Origin of the sequence: Clostridium sp. FP2 (assembly GCF_011065955.2) — a bacterium.
Lineage (GTDB): Bacteria > Bacillota > Clostridia > Clostridiales > Clostridiaceae > Clostridium_AD > Clostridium_AD tagluense.
In genome coordinates this window covers 3,572,208-3,594,582 of sequence record NZ_JAAMNI020000001.1, presented here as the reverse complement: position 1 = coordinate 3,594,582, position 22,375 = coordinate 3,572,208, and the positions used below count along the sequence as shown (strand labels likewise).

At 31.4% G+C, this 22,375-nt stretch carries 19 protein-coding genes; 15 read left to right on the top strand and 4 right to left on the bottom strand.

What is annotated here, in order from left to right:
- The first annotated feature begins 7 nt into the window (after positions 1-7).
- Positions 8-2,938, top strand: coding sequence for a DNA topoisomerase IV subunit A (locus tag G9F71_RS17315; protein ID WP_164949057.1), 2,931 nt, complete (start codon positions 8-10; stop codon positions 2,936-2,938).
- A gap of 65 nt (positions 2,939-3,003) precedes the next feature.
- Here the strand turns inward: G9F71_RS17315 and G9F71_RS17310 are convergent, their stop codons facing one another.
- Positions 3,004-3,468, bottom strand: a complete 465-nt coding sequence (locus G9F71_RS17310; protein ID WP_164949056.1) for a GtrA family protein — start codon at positions 3,466-3,468, stop codon at positions 3,004-3,006.
- Positions 3,469-3,689: 221 nt separating this feature from the next.
- Here G9F71_RS17310 and G9F71_RS17305 point away from each other — a divergent pair, with 221 nt between their 5' ends.
- Both G9F71_RS17305 and recJ read left to right on the top strand, forming a co-directional pair.
- Positions 3,690-4,952, top strand: coding sequence for a M16 family metallopeptidase (locus G9F71_RS17305; RefSeq protein ID WP_164949055.1), 1,263 nt, complete (start codon positions 3,690-3,692; stop codon positions 4,950-4,952).
- A 20-nt stretch (positions 4,953-4,972) separates the two neighbouring features.
- A complete protein-coding gene (gene recJ, locus G9F71_RS17300) occupies positions 4,973-6,742 on the top strand; it encodes a single-stranded-DNA-specific exonuclease RecJ (RefSeq protein ID WP_164949054.1) in 1,770 nt (589 codons plus the stop codon).
- Positions 6,743-6,796: 54 nt separating this feature from the next.
- Here recJ and G9F71_RS17295 read toward each other — a convergent pair whose 3' ends face one another.
- The 3 genes from G9F71_RS17295 to G9F71_RS17285 all read right to left on the bottom strand — a co-directional run bounded on the left by G9F71_RS17295 (position 6,797) and on the right by G9F71_RS17285 (position 7,875).
- Positions 6,797-6,979, bottom strand: coding sequence for an alpha/beta-type small acid-soluble spore protein (locus G9F71_RS17295; protein ID WP_124998100.1), 183 nt, complete (start codon positions 6,977-6,979; stop codon positions 6,797-6,799).
- Between the two features lie 226 nt (positions 6,980-7,205).
- On the bottom strand, positions 7,206-7,391 hold the full coding sequence (locus tag G9F71_RS17290; protein ID WP_124998098.1) for an alpha/beta-type small acid-soluble spore protein: 186 nt from the start codon (positions 7,389-7,391) through the stop codon (positions 7,206-7,208).
- 289 nt (positions 7,392-7,680) lie between these two features.
- Entirely contained in the window at positions 7,681-7,875 is a 195-nt protein-coding gene (locus G9F71_RS17285; RefSeq protein WP_124998096.1) for an alpha/beta-type small acid-soluble spore protein, read from the bottom strand.
- A gap of 220 nt (positions 7,876-8,095) precedes the next feature.
- Here G9F71_RS17285 and G9F71_RS17280 point away from each other — a divergent pair, with 220 nt between their 5' ends.
- The 12 genes from G9F71_RS17280 to G9F71_RS17225 all read left to right on the top strand — a co-directional run bounded on the left by G9F71_RS17280 (position 8,096) and on the right by G9F71_RS17225 (position 22,356).
- Positions 8,096-9,169: an undecaprenyldiphospho-muramoylpentapeptide beta-N-acetylglucosaminyltransferase gene (locus tag G9F71_RS17280; RefSeq protein WP_164949053.1), complete on the top strand. Its 1,074-nt coding sequence runs from the start codon at positions 8,096-8,098 to the stop codon at positions 9,167-9,169.
- Positions 9,170-9,300: 131 nt separating this feature from the next.
- Positions 9,301-10,698: an MBL fold metallo-hydrolase RNA specificity domain-containing protein gene (locus tag G9F71_RS17275; protein ID WP_164949052.1), complete on the top strand. Its 1,398-nt coding sequence runs from the start codon at positions 9,301-9,303 to the stop codon at positions 10,696-10,698.
- A gap of 157 nt (positions 10,699-10,855) precedes the next feature.
- Entirely contained in the window at positions 10,856-11,281 is a 426-nt protein-coding gene (locus tag G9F71_RS17270; RefSeq protein ID WP_164949051.1) for a flavodoxin, read from the top strand.
- Positions 11,282-11,450: 169 nt separating this feature from the next.
- Complete coding sequence (gene nifJ, locus G9F71_RS17265) at positions 11,451-14,969, top strand: pyruvate:ferredoxin (flavodoxin) oxidoreductase (protein WP_164949050.1); 3,519 nt, start codon at positions 11,451-11,453, stop codon at positions 14,967-14,969.
- Between the two features lie 187 nt (positions 14,970-15,156).
- Positions 15,157-15,540, top strand: coding sequence for a DUF1292 domain-containing protein (locus G9F71_RS17260; RefSeq protein WP_164949049.1), 384 nt, complete (start codon positions 15,157-15,159; stop codon positions 15,538-15,540).
- Between the two features lie 248 nt (positions 15,541-15,788).
- Complete coding sequence (locus G9F71_RS17255) at positions 15,789-16,433, top strand: HAD-IB family hydrolase (RefSeq protein WP_164949048.1); 645 nt, start codon at positions 15,789-15,791, stop codon at positions 16,431-16,433.
- A gap of 99 nt (positions 16,434-16,532) precedes the next feature.
- Positions 16,533-17,417 carry an aminotransferase class IV gene (locus tag G9F71_RS17250; RefSeq protein ID WP_164949047.1) on the top strand — a complete coding sequence of 295 codons (885 nt, stop codon included), beginning with the start codon at positions 16,533-16,535 and terminating at the stop codon, positions 17,415-17,417.
- A 71-nt stretch (positions 17,418-17,488) separates the two neighbouring features.
- Positions 17,489-19,474: a flagellar assembly protein A gene (locus G9F71_RS17245; RefSeq protein ID WP_164949046.1), complete on the top strand. Its 1,986-nt coding sequence runs from the start codon at positions 17,489-17,491 to the stop codon at positions 19,472-19,474.
- Positions 19,475-19,486: 12 nt separating this feature from the next.
- Entirely contained in the window at positions 19,487-19,936 is a 450-nt protein-coding gene (locus G9F71_RS17240; RefSeq protein WP_164949045.1) for a chemotaxis protein CheW, read from the top strand.
- A 14-nt stretch (positions 19,937-19,950) separates the two neighbouring features.
- The gene (locus G9F71_RS17235; RefSeq protein WP_164949044.1) at positions 19,951-20,439 is read left to right on the top strand and encodes a chemotaxis protein CheD; all 489 of its coding nucleotides are present in this window, start codon (positions 19,951-19,953) and stop codon (positions 20,437-20,439) included.
- 30 nt (positions 20,440-20,469) lie between these two features.
- A complete protein-coding gene (locus G9F71_RS17230; RefSeq protein ID WP_224626454.1) occupies positions 20,470-21,582 on the top strand; it encodes a chemotaxis response regulator protein-glutamate methylesterase in 1,113 nt (370 codons plus the stop codon).
- A gap of 9 nt (positions 21,583-21,591) precedes the next feature.
- On the top strand, positions 21,592-22,356 hold the full coding sequence (locus tag G9F71_RS17225) for a CheR family methyltransferase (RefSeq protein ID WP_164949043.1): 765 nt from the start codon (positions 21,592-21,594) through the stop codon (positions 22,354-22,356).
- Positions 22,357-22,375: the final 19 nt, after the last annotated feature.

Genomic DNA, 22,375 nt, shown 5'->3' with positions numbered 1-22,375 from the left:
TTATTTAATGGCAAAAAAAATTGACATACCTAAAGATAATAATATAATAATGACTCCTATAGAGGAAGCGATGCCAGATAACTACCTTCCATATGCTGTGGAGGTTGCCCGGGATAGAGCGCTGCCAGATGTACGAGATGGCTTAAAACCAGTACATAGAAGGATTCTTTATGGAGCATATATGCTAAAGGCCTTTCCAGATAAGCCTTACTATAAGTCAGCAAGGATAGTTGGAGATATTCTTGGTAAATACCATCCTCATGGAGATAGCTCCGTTTATGGAGCTATGGTAATACTAGCTCAAGATTTCGCCACAAGAAAACCATTAATAGATGGTCATGGAAACTGGGGAAGTCAAGATGGGGATAATGCAGCTGCTATGCGTTATACAGAAGCAAGACTGTCACCTATTGCTCTTGAAATGATAAGAGATATAGATAAAGGCGTTGTGGAAATGGTAGATAATTATTCTGATACAGAGAAGGAACCATCCGTACTGCCCTCAAGATATCCTAATTTGCTTGTAAATGGAACCTTTGGTATAGCGGTAGGAATAGCAACAAACATACCGCCTCATAATCTAGGAGAGGTAATTGATGGATTACTAGCTTATGCTGATAATATGGAAATTACAACAAAGCAGCTTATGCAGTATATTAAAGGCCCAGATCTACCAACTGGAGGCATATTAATTGGCAAGAAGGCTATGGAATCGGCCTACGCAACTGGTGAAGGCAGAGTAACGCTACGTTCTAAAATGAAAATTGAAACATTAGAAAATGGGAAACTTGGCATAGTTATTACGGAGTTTCCATATAGGAAAAACAAGGCAAAATTACTGCAATCTATTTCTGATATGACGGCAGACAAGAAACATGCAAAAGCACTTGAGTCTATTGTAGATATTAGAGATGAATCAGATAGAAGTGGGCTAAGATCTGTAATTGAATTTAAAAAGTCTACAGATACGGAAACTGCTACTAAGGTACTTAAATACTTATTGAAAAAAACAGAACTTCAATGTAATTTACCTTTTAATATGGTAGCGTTGGCGGGTGGAAAGCCTCAAACTATGGGGCTTAAAACCATATTAATGCACTATTTAAATCATCAAAAGGATGTTGTCACTAAAAGAACTCAAAGTGAACTGGCAGTTGCTGAAAATAGATTTCATATTGTAGAAGGATTTATTAAGGCAGTAGAAGTAATGGATGAGATTATTGTAATAATTAGAGGTTCAAAATCTAAAAAAGATGCCGGCGAAAACCTTATTAGTAGGTTTGGTTTTTCCACAATTCAAAGTGATGCAATACTTGAACTTATGCTATATAGGCTAACGGGACTTGAAATAAAAATATTCTTAAAGGAATATAAAAAACTGGAAGCACTAATTATGGGATATAAAAAAATTCTTGAAAATGACAAGGAACTTTTGAAAATAATAAAAACAGAAATCTTAGAAATCAAAGAAAAATATAATGATCCTAGGCGCTCGGAAATTATCGAAGATGATAACGAAGCTAAAATAGACGTAGAAGAGTTAATTCTGGTAGAGGATATTATGATAACACTATCTAATGATGGTTATATAAAAAGAGTGCCTATGAAATCCTATAATAGGTCTAATACTAATATAGAAGATATAGAGTATAGAGAGGGAGATTTTAATACATATTTAATTGGAACAAATACTAAAGATACCTTAATGATCTTTACGGACCTTGGAAATATGTATCAGCTAAGAGGCGATTTAGTGCCGGAATATAAGTGGAAGGAAAAAGGCGAAAGACTTGATACCCTACTTCGAGGTATAGATTTAACAAAAGAGAAAATCGTGGGTATACTTTCTGCTGAAAACTTATCTGCTCAAAAGGAACTTATGTTCTTTACTAATAAAGGGAATATAAAGAAAACAGATTTGGAAAAATTTATTACCAGTTATACTAAATTATCAGCTTTAAGGCTAAGAGAAAATGAAAAACTTCTTCATGTTAGGTTAATAGATAAAGAAAGGCAAGAAAATTTCTTTAAGGTATTAACAAAGGAAGGATTAGAATTCTGTGTGGAAGAACCGGTTCTCCAGGATATTGATAGAAATACAATAGGTACTCAGTTATTTAATCTCACAAGCAAGGATGAAGTGGTAAAAATAGAATTTACACCGGAATATGATTATAAAGAATTCTATCTTAGTATAAATATAAAAGGTGCAATAAAAGTATCTAGTAGAAAAACAAATACGCATTTAAGTACCTATACTAAATCATCTTCTACATTGCTTATATTTACGGAAAAGGGCGCAGTTCATAAATTACCTAGCTATATGATTCAGAATGTTGATAAGACAGGTATATTTATTAACACTCTACTGGACAATTTCAATACTTACGATAAAATAGTAGACATTGCGTCCATTGATAATTTTAATGAAGAAATAAGTATATATTTCTTTACTAAAAAGGGATTTACAAAACGAACTAAGCTTTGTGAATTAGAAGGAGATTTCTTCTCCTCCATGGTTTATAAATTAAAAACAGAAGAAGATAAATTGACCTCTGTAAAAATCAACAAGGATACTGAAGATAAAGATATACTAATGGTAACAAAAAAGGCAATGTGCATAAGATTTAATGTGAGTAATATTCACTTTATGGGGAAAGTTGCATCAGGGGTAACAGGAATTAGCTTAAGAGATGACGAAGTTATCTTTGTAGATTTGGTACCTTCAGTAATAAAAAAAGACAAAGGTGCGAGTGAAATAGCCCTCACTTTGGAGGAAGATTTATGTTTAACAGTTAGCTGCTTTAAAGGTGAAAAGAAGACAATAAGACTTCAGGATATAAACGTTCAAAATAGGGCAGGTAGAGGTAAAAATTTAACTAATGCACTTATAGACGATTACGTAGAGGATGTTACTTTAACACCTGAAGAAAAATAAAAAGTAAAAGATGATAATAAACAAAAATAAAAAAACACGCAATAAAAAGTTAAATAAAACTTGTTTTAGCGTGTTTTCTTTTTATTGAAAACAAAAAATTTATTAATCGAAAAACCAAGTAAGCCTATAGTCGTAGAATCTATTAAAATGCATATGTTAAACCAAATGTGTTTTAATTTCACCATAGGTGCTCCTCTATGCATATGATGAATTAAAGGGTTGTGACTTGTTAATAAAACTAACATAAGACTATTTAAAATCATACTAAAAAATAATACAGAGGCATATGGAAAATAAGCTTTTTTAGGTGCAGTTTCTTTAAAAGTGAATTTTTTATTTAAATTATAACTACAAATTGAATAAACGAAAAAGGCTATGAGATTAAAAACAAATAGCATTTTACCACTAGTAATGCCTGTGGCATAGGAAAGAATATTCAATATGATAAGATCTATTATAACATTAGTAGCACCAACTAGGGAATACTTAATAAATTGAGTTAAGGATTGTGTTTTATGTTTATTATTCATGTTTTTGTGACTGGATACTCGTGATTTAAATCATGAGAGGAATGCCATAGGCACTCAAAACCAACCTACCTCCTTTTTGAATTAATTTTAAAATAGTAGTTTTTACACAAGGTAACTATTTACATAAAATGAATATTGTCATCATATTAGTTTACAACAAAAAAAACAAAAATAAAACAAAAATAAAAATAAAACAAAAATAAAAAGATGAAGGTGATTAAATGGAAAAAATAATGTTTGAAAATGGAGTAAAATTAATATATAAAAAAGCAGAAAATAATTTAACTTCTTTTACCATAGGTTTTAATGCTGGGGCAAATTGTGAGGAAAATAATGATTTAGGCATGGCTCATGTGGTGGAGCACATGCTTTTTAAGGGCACAGCTTCCCGCACGGAATACCAGATTAATAAATTATGCGATGAAACCTTTGGATTTTGTAATGCAATGACTAATTATCCCTATGCAGTATATTATGGCACCACCCTAGATGAAGATTTTGAAAAGGGTTTTGAAATTTACTCAGATATAATTTTGAATCCAACTTTTCCAGTAGAGGGGTTCAAAGAGGAAATAGATGTAATCAGCGCCGAATTAAAAGAGTGGAAAGATGATTCTAGCCAGTTTTGTGAAGATTCCATGCTGTATAATGGATTTAATAAGCGAAGAATAAAGAATTTAATCATAGGCACAGACGAGTCAATTCGTTCCATCACCATTGATAGGATTAAAAACTTTTATCATAAAAACTATACCTCAGATAATTGTGTTGTGAGTATAATATCCTCCATGAGTTTTAAAAGTGTTTCAGACATAGTGGAAAAGTATCTTTGTAATTTTAATAATAAGTTATTTAATCTTAAGCATCACATAGAAGGTGCGCCAGAGTATATATACGAAAATAATAATCCAGGTACCTACTTTGAGTATAGAGATGACTTGCAAGGTGCTAAAATTCAATATTGTTTCCCTATCCATGATTTAAATGATAGAGAAATTAGTGCACTAAAGCTATTTAGCATAGTTTTTGGAGAAGGTACAAGCAGTATACTATATGATGAGATTAGGACTAAAAGAGGCCTTGTATATGATATAAGCAGTAAAATTAAAAATGAGACAGGAATAAAACTCTTTACAATTACCCTTGGAACTTCCTATGAAAATGTAAATAAGACCATAGAGATTATTAATAATCAAATTGAGGAAGTAAAAAAAATAAAGGGTTATTTTGATGGGTCTTGCCTTTTAAAACTGTGTAAAAGTTACAAATTAAGAAGGATGCTAGCCCTAGAGAAATCTATTCAAACTAGTATGAGTTTATGTGTATATGAAATTATGTATGGAGATGGCTTCGGAATTTTCTCTGAATTTAAAGCCATGGAAAACATAAAAGAGGCAGAAATAATGAAAGTAGTAAATAGTGTTTTAGTTAATCCTACTATTCAAATTTTGATGCCAAAAAATTCAGCAGTAAATATAAAATAATAATTAATTAGGAGATAAATATGGAGAAAAAGTGGTTAATAAGAAGTACCTCTAAAGATATTAAAGCACTAGCAAAAAAATCTGGTGTAAGTGAGGTTTTAGCTAAAATTTTAATTAATAGGGGATTTAATAATGAAATAGATATAAAAAAATTTATGAGGGCTAGTTTAGAGGATTTATATGATCCATTTTTAATGAAAGATATGGAGAAAGCCATAGAAGTAATAAAACTCGCTATTGAAAACAAGAAAAAAATAGTAGTATATGGAGATTATGACGCAGATGGTGTTACTAGTACTGTTATAATGTACAAATCATTAAAACAATGTGGTGCAGCTGTAGAATACTATGTTCCTGATAGAGAACTTGAAGGTTATGGCATAAATAGTGATAGGATTAGAAAACTCAGCCTAGAAGGGTTTGAGGTGATTTTAACTTGTGATAATGGAATTGCTGCAACGGAGCAGGTAAAACTAGCAAAAGAACTAGGAATGACGGTTATAATAACTGATCATCATGAGTTATCTTTTGAGGAAGATAGCACAGGCCATAGAACCTTCAATATCCCCCCAGCGGATGCAGTTATTAATCCAAAACAAAAGGAATGTAATTATCCATTTAAACAACTCTGTGGAGCAGGTATTGCACTTAAATTTGTACAAGCGCTATATTTAAAACTTGGAATTAATAGTGAAGCTGTAAAAGAATTTATAGAAATAGCAGGAATAGGGACCATTTGTGATGTGGTAGATTTGATAGACGAAAATAGAATAATTGCTAAAAATGCATTAGGAATGTTAACAAATACAAAAAATCTTGGTTTAAAATGTTTAAAAGAAATTTTGAGCATTGAGGGTAAAGAGATAAAATCTTATCATGTTGGGTTTCAAATAGGACCCTGCATAAATGCTACAGGGAGACTAGAGTCAGCGGCCATTTCAGTTGAACTTCTTATATGTGAAGAACAAACTAGAGCAGTGGAACTAGCTAAAACACTATATGAACTTAATAAAAAAAGACAAGATATGACAACGGAAAATGTGCAGCAGGTCATAGAACTTGTACAGCATTCCCCTTTCAAAAATGACAAAGTATTAGTAATTTATAAAGATACCATTCATGAGAGTATCGCAGGAATTGTAGCAGGGCGTGTTAGGGAAACTTTCAATGTGCCAACAATAATATTAACTAGTGGAAAGGAAAGTCCTAAAGGTTCAGCAAGATCTATTGAAGAATATAATTTATTTGAGGAATTAATAAAATGCGAAGAACTACTTTTAAAATTCGGAGGACACCCAATGGCGGCAGGTCTTTCTATAAAAGAGGAAAATATAGAAAAATTAAGGCTAAAGTTAAATTCTATTTGCAAGCTAACAGATGAAGATATTATAGCTAAAGTAAGAATAGATGAGAGGATGCCGCTTAATAAAATAAATTATGGGATAATTGAAGAATTAGAGCTTTTAGAACCTTATGGAAAAGGTAATTCTTCACCACTACTAGCTGAAAAAAACATACCGGTTTTAAAAATAGATATATTAGGTAAAAGTGCAAATACAATAAAAATAAAATTTTTAATTCCAGGAACGAATAAAACCATTGATGGAATATTTTTCAATAGGGTAGAGGAATTTATGGAAATGTTAAAGGACTCCTATGGAGAAGAATATAAAACCTATCTTGATACTCCAAGAGGAATGAAACTAGACTTAATTTTTTCACCTCAAATTAATGAGTATAATGGGTACAAGTCTATTCAATTAAAAGTCATAGAATTTAAACTTAGTTAAATCATTAAAGACACATAGAATAAATCTATGTGTCTATATTATATTTTGGATAAATTATAAATTTTCTTCGTACTGTTGTACCATTTTTTTAACCATTTCTCCGCCAACAGAACCACATTCCCTTGAAGTTAAATCACCATTGTAATCTGTAAAGTTAACACCTAGTTCTTTTGCAGTTTCCATTTTAAATTTATTTAATCCGGCTTTAGCTTGAGGTACTAATTTTCTGTTTGACATTTAAATCACTCCTTTTATATTTTATTTTGTTATAATAGTATCTTGTGCAGAAACTTAAAATATATAATAGAATATTTGTGGAAAATAAGGCAAGTAAATTTTAAATTGTAACTTCTATTATATGGAGTATTTAAATAGATGAAAAGAAATTATAAATGTTTATAGGTAAAACAATTAAAATTAAAGGGTATATGACTAGCATATACCCTTTAATAACTAATTTAAATTATAGATTTTTTTCGTATTGCTCTACCATTTTTTTAACCATTTGTCCGCCTACAGAACCATTTTGTCTAGAAGTAAGATCTCCATTGTAGCCATTAGTTAAATTAACTCCAACTTCTTGAGCAGCTTCCATTTTAAATTTGTTTAAACCCTCTCTTGCTTGTGGTACTAATGTTCTGTTTGCCATTATTAATTACCTCCCTTTATATTTTGTTTGTGTTATGATAGTATCTTGTGCAGAAATTTGAAATATATAATAGAATGTTGGAGGAAAATAAGGCAAGTACATCATTTTAAATTAATACTTGTTATTATATGAAAAACTTTAATTATATGAGAAAAAATTACATAGTACTCTTATTTTAATCAATATAAAATGAACACATATATTTATATGATTAAGGTAAAAACATCATAATTAAAAGGTATATGGCTAGCATATACCTTTTAACCTATTCTAAATTTTAAACTTTAGATTATAAATTTTTCTCGTATTGTTCTACCATTTTTTTAACCATTTGTCCGCCTACAGAACCATTTTGTCTAGAAGTAAGATCACCGTTATATCCATTAGTTAAATTAACTCCAACCTCTTGAGCAGCTTCCATTTTAAATTTGTTTAGTCCCTCTCTAGCTTGTGGTACTAATGTTCTATTACTTCCGTTTGACATATTCATTACCTCCCTTTAAATTTAAGTTTATTTGGTATGATAATAGTTTAACCTCATTTGTAATTTTTATATTAGTGTGTTAAAGGTTAGTTTTGAAAATTATATTATGTTTAGTAAAATTTGGACAACATTTTTTAAAAAGTTAGAACTTTTTATTGCATTTGGTATATAATAATGTAGAATAAACTGAGTAAACCATGTTTTTTAAAGGAGTGTTAAAGTGAAAAACCACAAAATAATAATGACTGGTGGAGGTTCAGCAGGACATGTAACACCAAATCTTGCACTTGTACCAAAACTTAAAATGTTAGGTTATGAAATTGAATATATTGGGACAAAAGAGGGTATTGAAAGAAAAATAATAGAGGGTGAAAATATAAAATATTATCCTATTTCAAGTGGGAAACTTCGAAGATACTTCGATATGAAAAATTTTACTGATCCACTAAAGGTAATTAAAGGGCTTTTTGAGGCGAAAAAAATAATGAAAATTGAAAAGCCGGATATTGTTTTTTCTAAGGGTGGGTTTGTTTCTGTACCAGTGGTACTTGCTGCATATCTTTGCAAGATTCCAGTAATTGCTCATGAATGTGATATTACGCCAGGACTTGCCAATAGACTGGCGGCACCTTATTGTACGAAAGTATGTGTAACTTTTCCAGAAGCCTTAAATGAAATAAAAAATGGAAAAGGAGTAGTAACTGGTAACCCTATAAGACGGGAATTGTTTTTAGGAAGTAAAATAAAGGCTAAGGAAATATGCGGCTTTAAAAATGAAAAACCAATATTGCTGATTATTGGTGGTAGCCTAGGATCTAAAGTTATAAATGAAGCTATAAGGTCAAAACTTGAAAAATTGATTTTAAAGTATAATATTATTCATATTTGTGGTGAGAATAATTTAGATAAATCACTTCAAAATAAAAATGGCTATGTGCAATTTGAATATGTAAAAGATGAATTACCTCATTTATTGGCTGCTGCAGATCTTGTGGTATCAAGAGCAGGAGCAAATGCAATTTTTGAACTTTTAGCACTAAGAAAACCTAATTTATTAATTCCACTATCTGCTAAGGCTAGCCGCGGCGATCAAATACTTAATGCCAGATCTTTTGAAAAGAGCGGATATAGTATGGTTCTTCAAGACGAGGAGCTAACCCCAGAATGTTTGCAAATGAAGATTGATGAATTGTATAATGATTCACAAAAATACATTGCGAATATGAATAATAGTAACACTGAAAATAGTATTGATTTAATAGTTAACTTAATAGAAAAATATAGAAAAAGATGAAGAAAGTAAAATTTCTTCATCTTTTTTTATTTCAAATAATATTTATCCTATAAAAAACCTAAAAAAGCGTAAACTATAATTATGAGTTATTATATATGAAAAATAATAATACAAATCAAAGGAGAAATAAGATGGAGCTTAATTTTTTTGGTGCTTGCCAGTGTGTTACAGGTTCATGCCATATGCTAAAAATAGGAAATAAAACTATCTTATTGGATTGTGGATTATACCAAGGAAGAGATGGAGATGAAGGTAAAAACCAGAAATTTGAATTTAACCCAGCAGAAATAGATTTAATGATATTATCCCATGCTCATATAGATCATAGTGGAAGAATTCCACTACTATATAAAAATGGATTTAAAGGTGAAATTTTATGCACAAAAGCTACAAATGAACTATGCCTTGTGATGCTTCCGGATAGTGCTCACATTCAGGAGATGGAAGCTACGTGGGAGAATAAGAAGCTTAAAAGAAAAGGACTGGAGGCTACTCAGCCTTTGTATTCTTCGAAAGATGCGCAGGAGTGTTTAAAGCTTTTTAAAGGTTACCCTTACAATGAAGAGATAAAACCTTTTGATGGATTAACAATTGTATTTAGGGATGCAGGCCATTTATTGGGGTCAGCTATTATAGAACTCCAAATGGAAGAAAAAGGAATCTTACCTGTAAAACTTGTTTATACTGGAGACTTAGGTAATGTTAACATTCCACTTATAAATGATCCTACATTTATAGAGGATGCAGATTATGTTATTATGGAAACTACTTATGGAGATAAAGTACATAAGAATTTCAAAGATGTATTAAAGGAACTGGCTAGTATAGTAAAAGAAACTTTTGATAGAGGAGGAAATGTTATAATTCCATCCTTTGCAGTAGGTAGGACACAAGAGGTTATATATGCCTTGAATAATTATTTTGATAAAGAGATGCTTAAAAATCTTTCTGTTTATGTGGATAGTCCCCTGGCAGAAAAAGCAACAAGAATTTTTGAAAATAACAGAGAAAATTTTGATTCTGAGGCAAAAGAGATGGGAAAATATGATGATAATATACTAGGATTTGAGGGGCTTAAATATACTCATTCAGCGGAAGAGTCTATGAAATTAAATGAGGTTCAAAAGGGGATGGTAATAATATCAACGTCTGGAATGTGTGATGCAGGTAGAATAAAACATCACTTGAAACATGGTTTATGGATTCGTAAAAATTCTATAGTATTTGTAGGATATCAAGCTGAGGGCACCTTAGGTAGAAAAATTTTAGACGGGAATAAAATGGTTAAAATTTTTGGCGAAGATATTTCCGTAGCGGCGACCATATATAATTTGCAAGGACTTTCTGGTCATGCAGATAGAAACGGGTTAATTAATTGGGTAGAACATATGAAGATAAAGCCTAAAGGTATTTTTCTTGTACACGGAGATAGTGATGCTCAAAAAAGTTTTAAGGAATTATTAGATTCCAAAGAGTATAAATCTGTGATTGTTAAAAGTGGAGAAAAGTATAAATTAGAAGAAATTTAGAGGAAGTTAGTTATTTTATACTTTATTAAGGATTATTAAGGTATAATGCAATATTTATACAATATTCATAACAAAGAACTTGAATGTTTTTCATTTTGATGTATAATTAAGGGGTAAGAAAAACTATCTAATAATATGAAAGTATGGGGTGATAGTAATGAAAAAATTAACTATAATTTATTGGAGCAACAATGGAAATGTTGAAGTTCTAGCGAGTCACATAGCTAAAGGTGCAAAAGAAGCAGGCGCTACAGTACTAGTTAAACTAGTTAGTGAAGCTACTGTGGAAGATGTAACTAGCGCAGATGCAGTTGCTTTCGGAAGTCCATCAATGGATAACAATAGAATAGAACAAAAGGAAATGCAACCTTTCATTGATAAGTTCAAATTGATTCCAATAAGTAACAAAGTTACTGGATTATTTGGATCTTATGGATGGGATGATGGCGAATTTATGAACAAATGGGTAAGTCAAATGAAGGATTATGAGTTTAATGTTATACAAAATTTAACCGTTAATGAGGCACCTTCTAAGCAACAATTAGTTGAAGCAGAAGAGATGGGAAAGAATTTAGTTAAATAACATTTACCAATAGAAATCTGTAAAATATGCAATCTGTAGATTATCTATAAATTGCATATTTTGTAATTTGAATAAAGGCATTTCAAGTGGTAAAACTAAACAAGAAACACAGCTTTATTAAGCTTTGTAAGACTTTTTTATAATATTATTAATGAAAGAAGGTTTATTAATGAGAAAAATGAAAACAATGGATGGTAATACAGCAGCAGCACACGTTGCTTATGCATATACTGACGTGGCGGCGATTTATCCTATAACACCATCTTCAACGATGGCAGAATATTGTGATGAATTAGCAGCTAAAGAAACAAAAAATGTATTTGGACAAAAAGTTAAAATTATGGAGATGCAATCAGAAGCAGGAGCTGCAGGAGCGGTTCATGGATCACTTCAAACAGGAGCTTTAACTACAACTTTTACATCTTCTCAAGGATTATTATTAATGATTCCAAACATGTACAAAATAGCAGGAGAACTACTTCCAGGAGTATTTCATGTAGCTGCTAGAGCATTAACTACTCATGCACTTAATATTTTTGGAGATCATCAAGATGTAATGGCTGCAAGACAAACTGGATTTGCACTACTTGCATCAGGCAGTGTACAAGAAGTAATGGACCTTTCACCAGTTGCGCATTTAACAGCTATTGAAGGAAAAATTCCTTTCGTAAACTTCTTTGATGGATTTAGAACTTCTCACGAAATACAAAAAATTGAAACTTGGGATTATGAAACTCTAGCTTCGCTTATAAACACAGAATCACTAGAATCATTTAGAAATCATGCACTTAATCCAGAGCATCCTGTAACTCGTGGAACAGCACAAAACCCAGACATCTATTTCCAAGGAAGAGAAGCTTCAAACTCATACTATGATGCTCTTCCAGCGAAAGTTGAAACATATATGGGAAAAATAAATTCATTAATCGGAACTGACTACCATTTGTTTAATTATTATGGCGCACCTGATGCAGATAGAATAATAATAGCAATGGGATCAGTTTGTGATACTATTGAAGAAACTATAGATTATTTAAATGCAAAAGGAGAAAAGGTTGGAGTACTTAAAGTACATCTTTTCAGACCATTCTCACTAGACCATTTCTTTAAATACATACCTTCTACAGTTAAGAAGATATCAGTACTTGATAGAACAAAAGAACCAGGATCAATTGGAGAACCATTATTCCAAGATGTAAGAAATGCTTATTATGAAAAAGAAAACAGACCAGTTATAGTTGGTGGAAGATACGGACTTGGTTCAAAAGATACTACTCCAGCTCAAATGGTTGCAGTATTTGAAAACTTAAAAGCTGAATCTCCTAAAAACGGATTTACTATTGGAATAGTAGATGATGTTACTAATACATCACTTGTAACAGGACCTGAGATAACAACAACTCCTGAAGGAACTAAAGAGTGTAAATTCTGGGGACTTGGATCAGATGGTACTGTTGGAGCTAACAAAAGTGCTATAAAAATCATAGGAAACCATACAAACATGTATGCTCAAGCATACTTTGCATATGATTCTAAAAAATCAGGTGGAATTACAGTTTCTCACTTAAGATTTGGTAAGAAAGCAATAAAATCAACATATTTAATAAATGCTGCAAATTATGTTGCCTGTGGTAATCAATCTTATGTATATAAGTATGATGTTTTAAAAGGAATAAAAGATAATGGAACATTCCTATTAAACTGCATATGGAGTCCAGAAGAATTAGAAGTGCATTTACCAGCAGCAATGAAGAAATATATTGCTAGCCATAATATTAATTTCAACATTATCGATGCAGTTGGCATAGCTCAATCAATAGGTCTTGGTGGAAGAACAAACATGATAATGCAATCTGCTTTCTTTAAACTTGCAGATATAATTCCTCTAGAAGATGCAGTTAAGTATCTTAAAGAAGCAGTTATTTCATCTTACGGTAAAAAAGGTGAAAAGATTATTAACATGAACAATGCTGCAATAGATAAGGGAATCGAATCAGTTGTTAAAATTAATGTACCAGAAAGTTGGAAACAGGCTGTGGACACTACTGAGACTTCAAAAGAAGCTAGACCAGATTTCATTAAAAATATAGCTGATGTAATGAACAGACAAGAAGGAGACTCCCTACCTGTTTCAGCATTTATTGGAATAGAAGATGGAACATTACAACCAGGAACAGCTGCCTTTGAAAAGAGAAGCATTGCTGTTAATGTACCAGAATGGCAAGTAGACAAATGTATACAATGTAACCAATGTGCATATGTATGCCCTCACGCTGTAATAAGACCATTCTTAGCCACAGATGAAGAACTTAAGAACGCTCCAGAAAGCTATTCAAGTAAAAAAGCTACAGGTGGAAAGAATTTTGAAGGCTTGAATTTCACTATGGGTATAAGTTTAGAAGATTGTACTGGCTGTGGTAACTGCGCAGAAGTATGTCCAGCTAAAGAAAAAGCATTAATAATGAAACCATTTGCGTCACAAGAAACAAAAATAAAAAATTGGAAATTTGAACAATCATTATCTAAAAAAGTAAACCCAATGACTACTGCAACTGTTAAGGGAAGTCAATTTGAAAAACCATTAATGGAATTCAGTGGAGCCTGTGCCGGATGTGGAGAAACACCATATGCTAGACTTATTACTCAATTATTTGGAGATAGAATGCTCATAGCTAATGCTACAGGATGTTCTTCAATTTGGGGAGGAAGTTCACCAGCATCACCATATACAGTTAATGAATGTGGTCAGGGACCAGCTTGGGCTAACTCATTATTTGAAGATAATGCTGAGTTTGGACTTGGAATGTTCCTTGGAACTACTCAATTAAGAGATAGAGTTGAATTGTCAGCAGTGAAAGCTCTAACTTTAAACACAAGTGATGCATTAAAAGCAGCTATTAATGAATGGATTGAAAACAAACAAGATGCAGAAGGTTCAAAAGCTGCAACAGCTAAAATGTTACCATTGTTAACAGCTGAAAAAGACAATAATGAAGCATTAAAAGAAATATTTAGTAAAAAAGATCATTTAGTTAAAAAGTCTCAATGGATATTTGGTGGAGACGGTTGGGCTTATGATATAGGATTTGGTGGAGTTGATCATGTACTTGCATCTGGAGAAGATGTAAATATTCTTGTAATGGATACAGAAGTATATTCAAATACTGGAGGTCAATCTTCAAAATCTACACCAACTGCAGCTATTGCAAAATTTGCAGCAACTGGTAAGAAAACTAAGAAAAAAGATTTAGGTATGATGGCAATGAGTTACGGATATGTTTATGTTGCTCAAATAGCAATGGGTGCTGATAAAAATCAAACACTAAAAGCTATTAAAGAAGCAGAAGCTTATAAAGGACCATCACTTATAATTGCTTATGCTCCATGTATCAATCATGGTATCAGAGCAGGTATGGGATGTACTCAATTTGAAACTAAGAGAGCTGTTGAGTCTGGATACTGGGCTATGTATAGATTTAATCCAGAACTTAAAGAAGCAGGAAAGAATCCGTTTATATTAGACTCTAAAGAACCAACTACTTCATTTAGAGAATATTTAATGGGCGAAGTAAGATATTCTTCACTTGCAAAAATATACCCAGAAACAGCAGAAGCATTGTTTGTTAAAACAGAAAAAGATGCTATGGAAAGATTAGACAGTTACAAAAGACTTGCTGACCAAAAATAGTATTTAAGGTTTTAGTTAAAATTGCAAATTCAAAAGAAGATGAATTAAATTTCATCTTCTTTTGTAATTAAATCACACAATAAATACATTTAACAATAACTTAACAATAAAATTTAAAAAAAACCTTTTATTATTTCGTAATTAAGGGTAAAATAGAAAATATACTGAATGTAGGAGGTAACACATTATGAATGAAGATAAAAAGACTTGTTGCGGCGGCGAGGAAAATGATGGCTGCGGATGTGGTTCAAACAACCAAGAAAATGAAGGTTGTGGATGTGGTGGTCATGATCACGATGAACACGATGGTTGCGGTTGCGGCTGTGGAGAAGGAGAAGCACTAACTGTAGATTTAGAAGATGAAAATGGTAATGTAGTTCCATGTGAAATAGTAGATGGATTTACTTATAAAGATAATGAATATGCATTAGTTCAAAATCCTGAAGATGATTCAATATATCTTTTCAAAGTAATTGGAGATGAAGAAACAGGCGAATTAATTATCCCAGAAGATGAAGAGTTCGCAGAAGTAACTGCATATTATGAAGAAATGATTAAAGAAGAGAAATAGTTAAGTAAAAAGAGTCGTTGCAAATGCATCGGCTCTTTTTAACGACATTTCAGAAGAAAGGGCACCTACTTTTATAAGTGGGTGCCCTATACTATAATAAAAAACTTTAGTGGTGATTTAACAACCCAGTGGATGATTGAAAAAAGGAATGAATAGAGAATTAATGTTAATGATAATATTATTAACATTATAAGAGTACAATAAGAGTATCTTAAGGATAAAAATTATAATTAAAGGAGGTATAGGTTATGAAAGAAAAATTAGCTATTTTTGATGTGGATTATACATTAACAAAACGTGAGACACTAGTGGAATTCTATTTTTTTATGATGAAAAAGAATCCTGGATTATTAAAATATCTACCCAAAAGTATATACTCATCTATTTTTTATATGTTAAAAATCCATGATGCTTCAAAAGTAAAGAAAACCTTTATACGATTCATTGATGGTATAGAAGAAAATGAAATGAAAAAAATCGTCAAGGAATTTTATGAAAAACGGTTAAGTAAAATACTATATAGTGATGCTATTGTGATGATAAAAAAAATGAAAGCAGAAGGCTATAAAATTTATTTGATTTCTGCTTCAGCTGAATTCTATTTAAATGAGCTTTATAACATAGAAGAAGTAGATAAAATAATAGGAACAAGGTTTACTCTGGAAAATGGCTTACATAGAAATGAAATCTTGGGGGAAAATTGTAAAGGGGAAGAAAAAGTAAAAAGACTTAAAGAAGTTTTGAAAAAAGAAAACATGGTGGTTGACTTTGAAAACTCATATATGTTTTCTGATTCTCTATCAGATTTGCCACTTTTTAATTTAGTGGGGCATCCTTATTTAATAAATTTCAGAAAAACACATGATAAAATCGAAATTTTAAAATGGAAATAGAATAAAGCACATATAAATAAAAATCAGCATTTAAATTAAATCTGTATAAATAAAAATTCGAAATTTTTGTTTATACAGAAAATTAAAAGGAGGATATATATGGACAAGTGCATAAATGAATACTTTTTATTTGGGGACGAATTTAAGACAAGGGAAGAGTTTAAAAATTATAACATGAATATAGGAAAATCACTATATGAAGTTATAAGAATAAGTGATGGAATGCCTGTTTTTCTTATGTCGCACTTAAGTCGTTTAGAAAACTCTGCTAAAATCATGGAATATAAGTTGTGTATTACAAAGGAAAAAATAATAAATGGAATTTTTGAACTAATAGGTAAAAACAATATTTGCGACGGGAATCTAAAATTAGTTATTAATTATCAGCCTAATGTGGATTGTAGTGAAAATGGCAAAAACTTAAATGAAAATTTTTTAGCATATTTTATACCTCATGCATACCCTTCAAAACAGCAATACGAGGAAGGCGTAAAAACTATTACTTATCATGGGGAACGCAGGACGCCTAATGCTAAGGTTATCGATAGTGACTTCAGAGAAAAGGTAAATGAGAAAATTGTAAGTAACACCGCATATGAAGCGATTTTAGTGGATGATGCTGGTTTTATTACTGAGGGCAGTAGATCAAATATTTTTATGGTTATAGGATCTACTGTTTTAACCTCCAAGATAGAGAATGTGCTGCCTGGTATAACAAGACAATTTATTATAAAAGCTTGTGAAAAGCTAAATATAGTAGTTGAAGAAAGAAATGTCCATGAAAGGGACATTGAATCCTTAACAGGACTTTTTATTTCTGGCACTTCACCAAATGTACTACCAATCAAAAGCGTGGATGAATTTTTCTTCAATTCTTCAAAAAATCCATTAATAAATTCAATAATGCTAGGATTTGAAGATGAATTAAATGAGGATAAACAGAAAATTGTAAAGTTTCTTTGTAATAGGTCGATAAATAAATAAAACAATTGAAATGTTAAGTAAAAGAATAGAAGAATTATGGTATAATTTCTCTATAGAAAGAGGTGGTATAATTGGTAACTAAAACATGCGGAGAAAAATTCCAAGGATCGAATGTTCAGGAATGTTTAAGTCTTGCAAGTTCTAGTTTGGGGGTTCCAGTAGAAAAGTTGAAATATTCAATACTAGAGGAAAAAAATGGTTTTTTCAAGAAACATGCTATAATTTCTATTGATTCAATAGAAGGTTTAAATGATGAAAACATTAAAGATGAAGACTTCTTTGGAAAAGAAGATGCCAAGCAGCCAGAAATAAACGGAACAATAGAAATTCAAGGGGGTAGAATTATTGTAAAAGACCCTTGCCAGGGCGGGAAACCGGCAGTAATTTATTTTGGGAATAACATTACAGTGATTATAAATGGAGAAGAGATTAATAAGTCCGCTCTTGTCACTTCGGAAAGCAAGATAGAATTTGTGTTTAAAGAAGATGAGGCCAAAAGGAAGATGAACTTAAGAATAAGTGAAGATCAGATGGAAGCGTATATTAGTATTATATACAAACCTAATACCATTTATAAACTAAAAGATGCTGCGATTTCAAACACAGTAACAATAGCAATGGAAATAAAGGAAAAAATTATGCCACCCAAATTCACAGAATCAGAAATTAAAAATGAGTTATCAAATAACAACATAAAATATGGAGTTTTGAAGATGGGCCTTATAAAATGTACAAAGGAAGATGAAATTTCCGAACTACTTATAGCATCTGGAAAGAGACCCATAGAGAAGATAGATGATATGGTGGAGATTAAATACGATGATTCAGATGTAAAAGATAATCAGCAAAATGACAATCTTGGGTCTATAGATTATAAGGCTATAGGTACTGTAAGTGGAGTAGAAATAGGACAAGTTCTAGCAATTCATCATCCAGGAAAAAATGGAGAAGATGGAATAGATATTGCAGGTAAAATTATAAAAGTTAAAAGTTCAAAAAAAATAATTCTAGGGGTAGGGGATGGTTGCGCTCTTAAAGATGAATTTACTGTTGTAGCTACAACTAAAGGTAGACCATCATCCAAGGGGAATACTTTTTTCGTTTATAAAACTCATGAAATAAATGGAGATGTGGAATTAAAAACTGGAAATATTAAATTTGTAGGGGATATAATTGTAAATGGCAGTGTACGGGAAGGTATGAAAGTAGAAGCTGGTAATTATGTTTTAATTAAAAACAATGTATCAGAAGCTGAAATTATTGCGAATGGGGATGTTGTGATAAATGGAAATGTAATTCATTCAAGCGTTTCAGCTGGAAAAGAAGATGTATTAATTTTAGAATATTTAAGTGATTTAAATAGCATGGAAAACGATATTACAAAGTTAATAGCTTCAATAAAGCAATTGAAAGAAATGAACCTTTTAGAAAGAAAGACTAGTGATGGTGAATTAGTTAAAATTTTAATGGAAACTAAATTCAAAAAACTTTCTAAAATTTCTATTAAAGTAGCTAAAAGAATTTTGAAGCTGGGAAATATTGAAGATAAATTACTATTTATCATTAAAAATAAGATACTTGATTTGGGTCCCCTTAATATAAAAAATTATACAGAACTAAATGATATAGTGACAATTATTAATAATAAAACTTCTCTACTCTCAATGGATTTAACTCTTCCTGTGGATGTAGTGCTAGACTATTGCCAAGACTCAATAGTTAAGAGTTCGGGTAATATTACCTTTAGTGGCAAAGGACAATATGTATCACAAATAGAAGCAAGTGATAGTGTAATATTTCAAAATGATAAAAGTGTAGCTCGCGGTGGAGTCATAAAAGCTGGAAAAGAAATTAAATGCAAAATAGTTGGTGGACCTGGAGGCGTAGCAACAAAGCTTATTGTAGAAAACAATGGCCATATATGGGCAGAAGTTGCTTATCCAAATACTAGGTTTATTATAGGTGCTAGAGAATATATTTTAGATGCTCCTAGTAAAGAAATTCATGCGTTTATAGATGAAAACAGAGAACTAGCTGTTGATAAATTACTGTTGTAGGAGGGATTTAATATGAAGGAGCAGGAAATTAAGATCCTGATTTTTAGCATAAATGGTGAGTGTTATGCAACGAATATTATGGAAGTAGAAAGAATACTGGAATACGAAAAGATAACTAAAATTCCTGATTTACCGCAATTTGTGGAGGGGGTTATAAATTATGAGGGTAATATTTTACCCATTATATCATTATCAAAAAGATTTAATTTGTCTTTAACTGAAATGAAAGAAGGATGTAAGATAATAGTTGGTAAGCAAGAGAAGAGTAAAATAGGTATAATAGTTGATTTTGTTTCTGAAGTTAAGGATGTATTAACAGATAGTATAGAAGATTCACCAGAAATCATTTATGGAATATCCAGAAGATATATCAAAGGACTAATTAAGATTGATGGCAGAATAATTATTTATCTAAATCTTTCAACTATATTGACAGAAGAAGAAAAAAATGAAATATTATAAAATAGGGTGTAATTATGGAATATAATGAAATAAAAGTAGGAATTGCAGATTTAAATGTGGCTTTTTCGCCAAATAAATTAATAACTGTTGGTCTTGGGTCCTGCATTGGCATTGCAATATATGATAAAGCTATAGGTATTGGAGGATTGGCACACATAATGCTTCCAGATAGCAGTCAATTTAATAAAATAACTAACGAAATCAAATTTGCGGATTTAGCTATACCAATCCTGGTAGAGAAGATGATAAAAAAAGGCGCAACACTTAGAAATATGAGGGCTAAAATAGCAGGTGGAGCTTCAATGTTTAACTTTCCTGATAAAAGTATAATTATGGACATAGGAAATAGAAATGGTATAGCAGTTAAAAGTGCTCTAAAAAATTTATCTATTCCAATACTTTCAGAAGATATTGGCGGGAATAAAGGCAGAACCTTAATATTTGATACCACAAGTGGAGCATTGTCTATTAGAACAGTAGGTATGGGGACTGTAGACATTTAGAATATTATGTATAGTTGATGAGGTGATGTATTGTTAAAAAAAATTAAAGTTACTGTAGTAGATGATTCAGCATTAATGAGAAAAATCATTTCTGATATGATTAATGAACAACCAGAAATGGAAGTTATAGATACAGCAAAAGATGGAGAAGACCTGATAAAAAAAATAGCTGGTAAAATACCTGATGTAATAACTTTGGATATTGAAATGCCAAGAAAAGATGGTATTTCTACTTTAAAAGAATTGAAAAAAATGAATCTTAATATACCAGTTATTATACTTAGTAGTGTTTCTAAAACTGGCCCAGCATTAACTATGGAATGCCTTGCACAAGGTGCTTTTGATTTTATAGCAAAACCATCTGGAACAATATCACTAGACATCAATAAAGTTAGAGATGAATTAGTGGAAAAAATAAAATTGGCTTTTATGCAGAGGGGGGGTAAAAATACCCTAATGTCTGAAAAAAACATTAAATTAAATAGGACAAGCATAAATAGGAGCACAGCTACAGTATTAAATGAAGTAGCTACAAACACAGGAGTTGTCTCTCGCAGTAGAACCACTGTAATGTCTAATATAGAGGCTGTAGTTATTGGAGCTTCCACAGGTGGTCCTAAAGCCCTATATAAGGTGATAACAGCGTTGCCAGTTGATATAGGAGTTCCGGTCCTTGTGGTACAGCATATGCCAGTGGGATTTACAAAGGCTTTTGCAGATAGACTTAATTTAAACAGCAAATTAAAGGTTATAGAAGCGGCGGAGGGCGACACAGTTTCAAAAAATGTAGTTTATATAGCTCCTGGTGGATATCATATGGAAATAGGACGGGATAAGAAAATACATCTTAATACAGAACCTAGTATTTGGGGAGTTAGACCAGCAGTAGATAAACTTTTTATGTCCGCCATAGCGGTTTATGGATCAAAGCTACTAAGTGTTATACTTACTGGCATGGGGCGAGATGGGGCGCAAGGCACAGCAGCTGTTAAAGACAATGGAGGCATCACTATGGCAGAGCACCAATCTACTTGTACCATATATGGAATGCCAAAAGCGGCTTTTGAAACAGGGAAAGTAGATGAAGTTGTTCCCCTAGATAATGTTGCTCAGGAAATTAATAAAATTGTAATGGGGAGATGATCATAGATAATGGATTTAATATATTTTCAGCAATGGGTTTTAAAAGAATATAAAATAGATTTAGCCGCTTATAAATCTAATCAATTGCATAGGCGAATTTTAAGTTTAATGTCGAGAGTTGGTGCGAAGTCTGTAGAAGAGTATATTACATTATTAAAGAGTGATCCGAGTCAAAAACAGAAATTTTTAGACTTTATTACAATAAACGTAACAGAATTTTTTAGAAATCCAGAAATATTCCAGGAGCTTTCGCAAAAAGTTAAATCGGAACTGAACTATAACGGAGGGCTTAAGATTTGGAGTGCAGCTTGTTCTGTTGGAGCTGAGCCATATTCACTAGCTATAATTATGGATGATTTATGCAAAGGAGCCAGTCATAAAATTGTAGCTACAGACATAGACAGTACAATACTTCAAAAAGCGAAAAATGGTGAATATGTCTATGCTGAAGTTAAAAATGTTCCAAAACAATTTCTGGAAAAATATTTCCTAGTTAAGGGGGACAAATACTGTATTAATTCTGTTATAAAAAAAATGGTGGACTTTAAGAAACATGATCTTATTTTAGATAATTATGAAAATAATTTTGATTTAATAGTCTGTCGAAATGTAGTTATTTATTTCAATGCAGAGATTAAGGATAAAATATATAAAAAGTTCAGTGACTCATTAAAAAAAGGCGGATTACTTTTCGTTGGGGCCACTGAGAGTATATATAATTATAAAGAGTATGGATTTGAGAAAACATCAACATTTATTTATAAAAAAATATAGGCAATGTACAATCAATAAG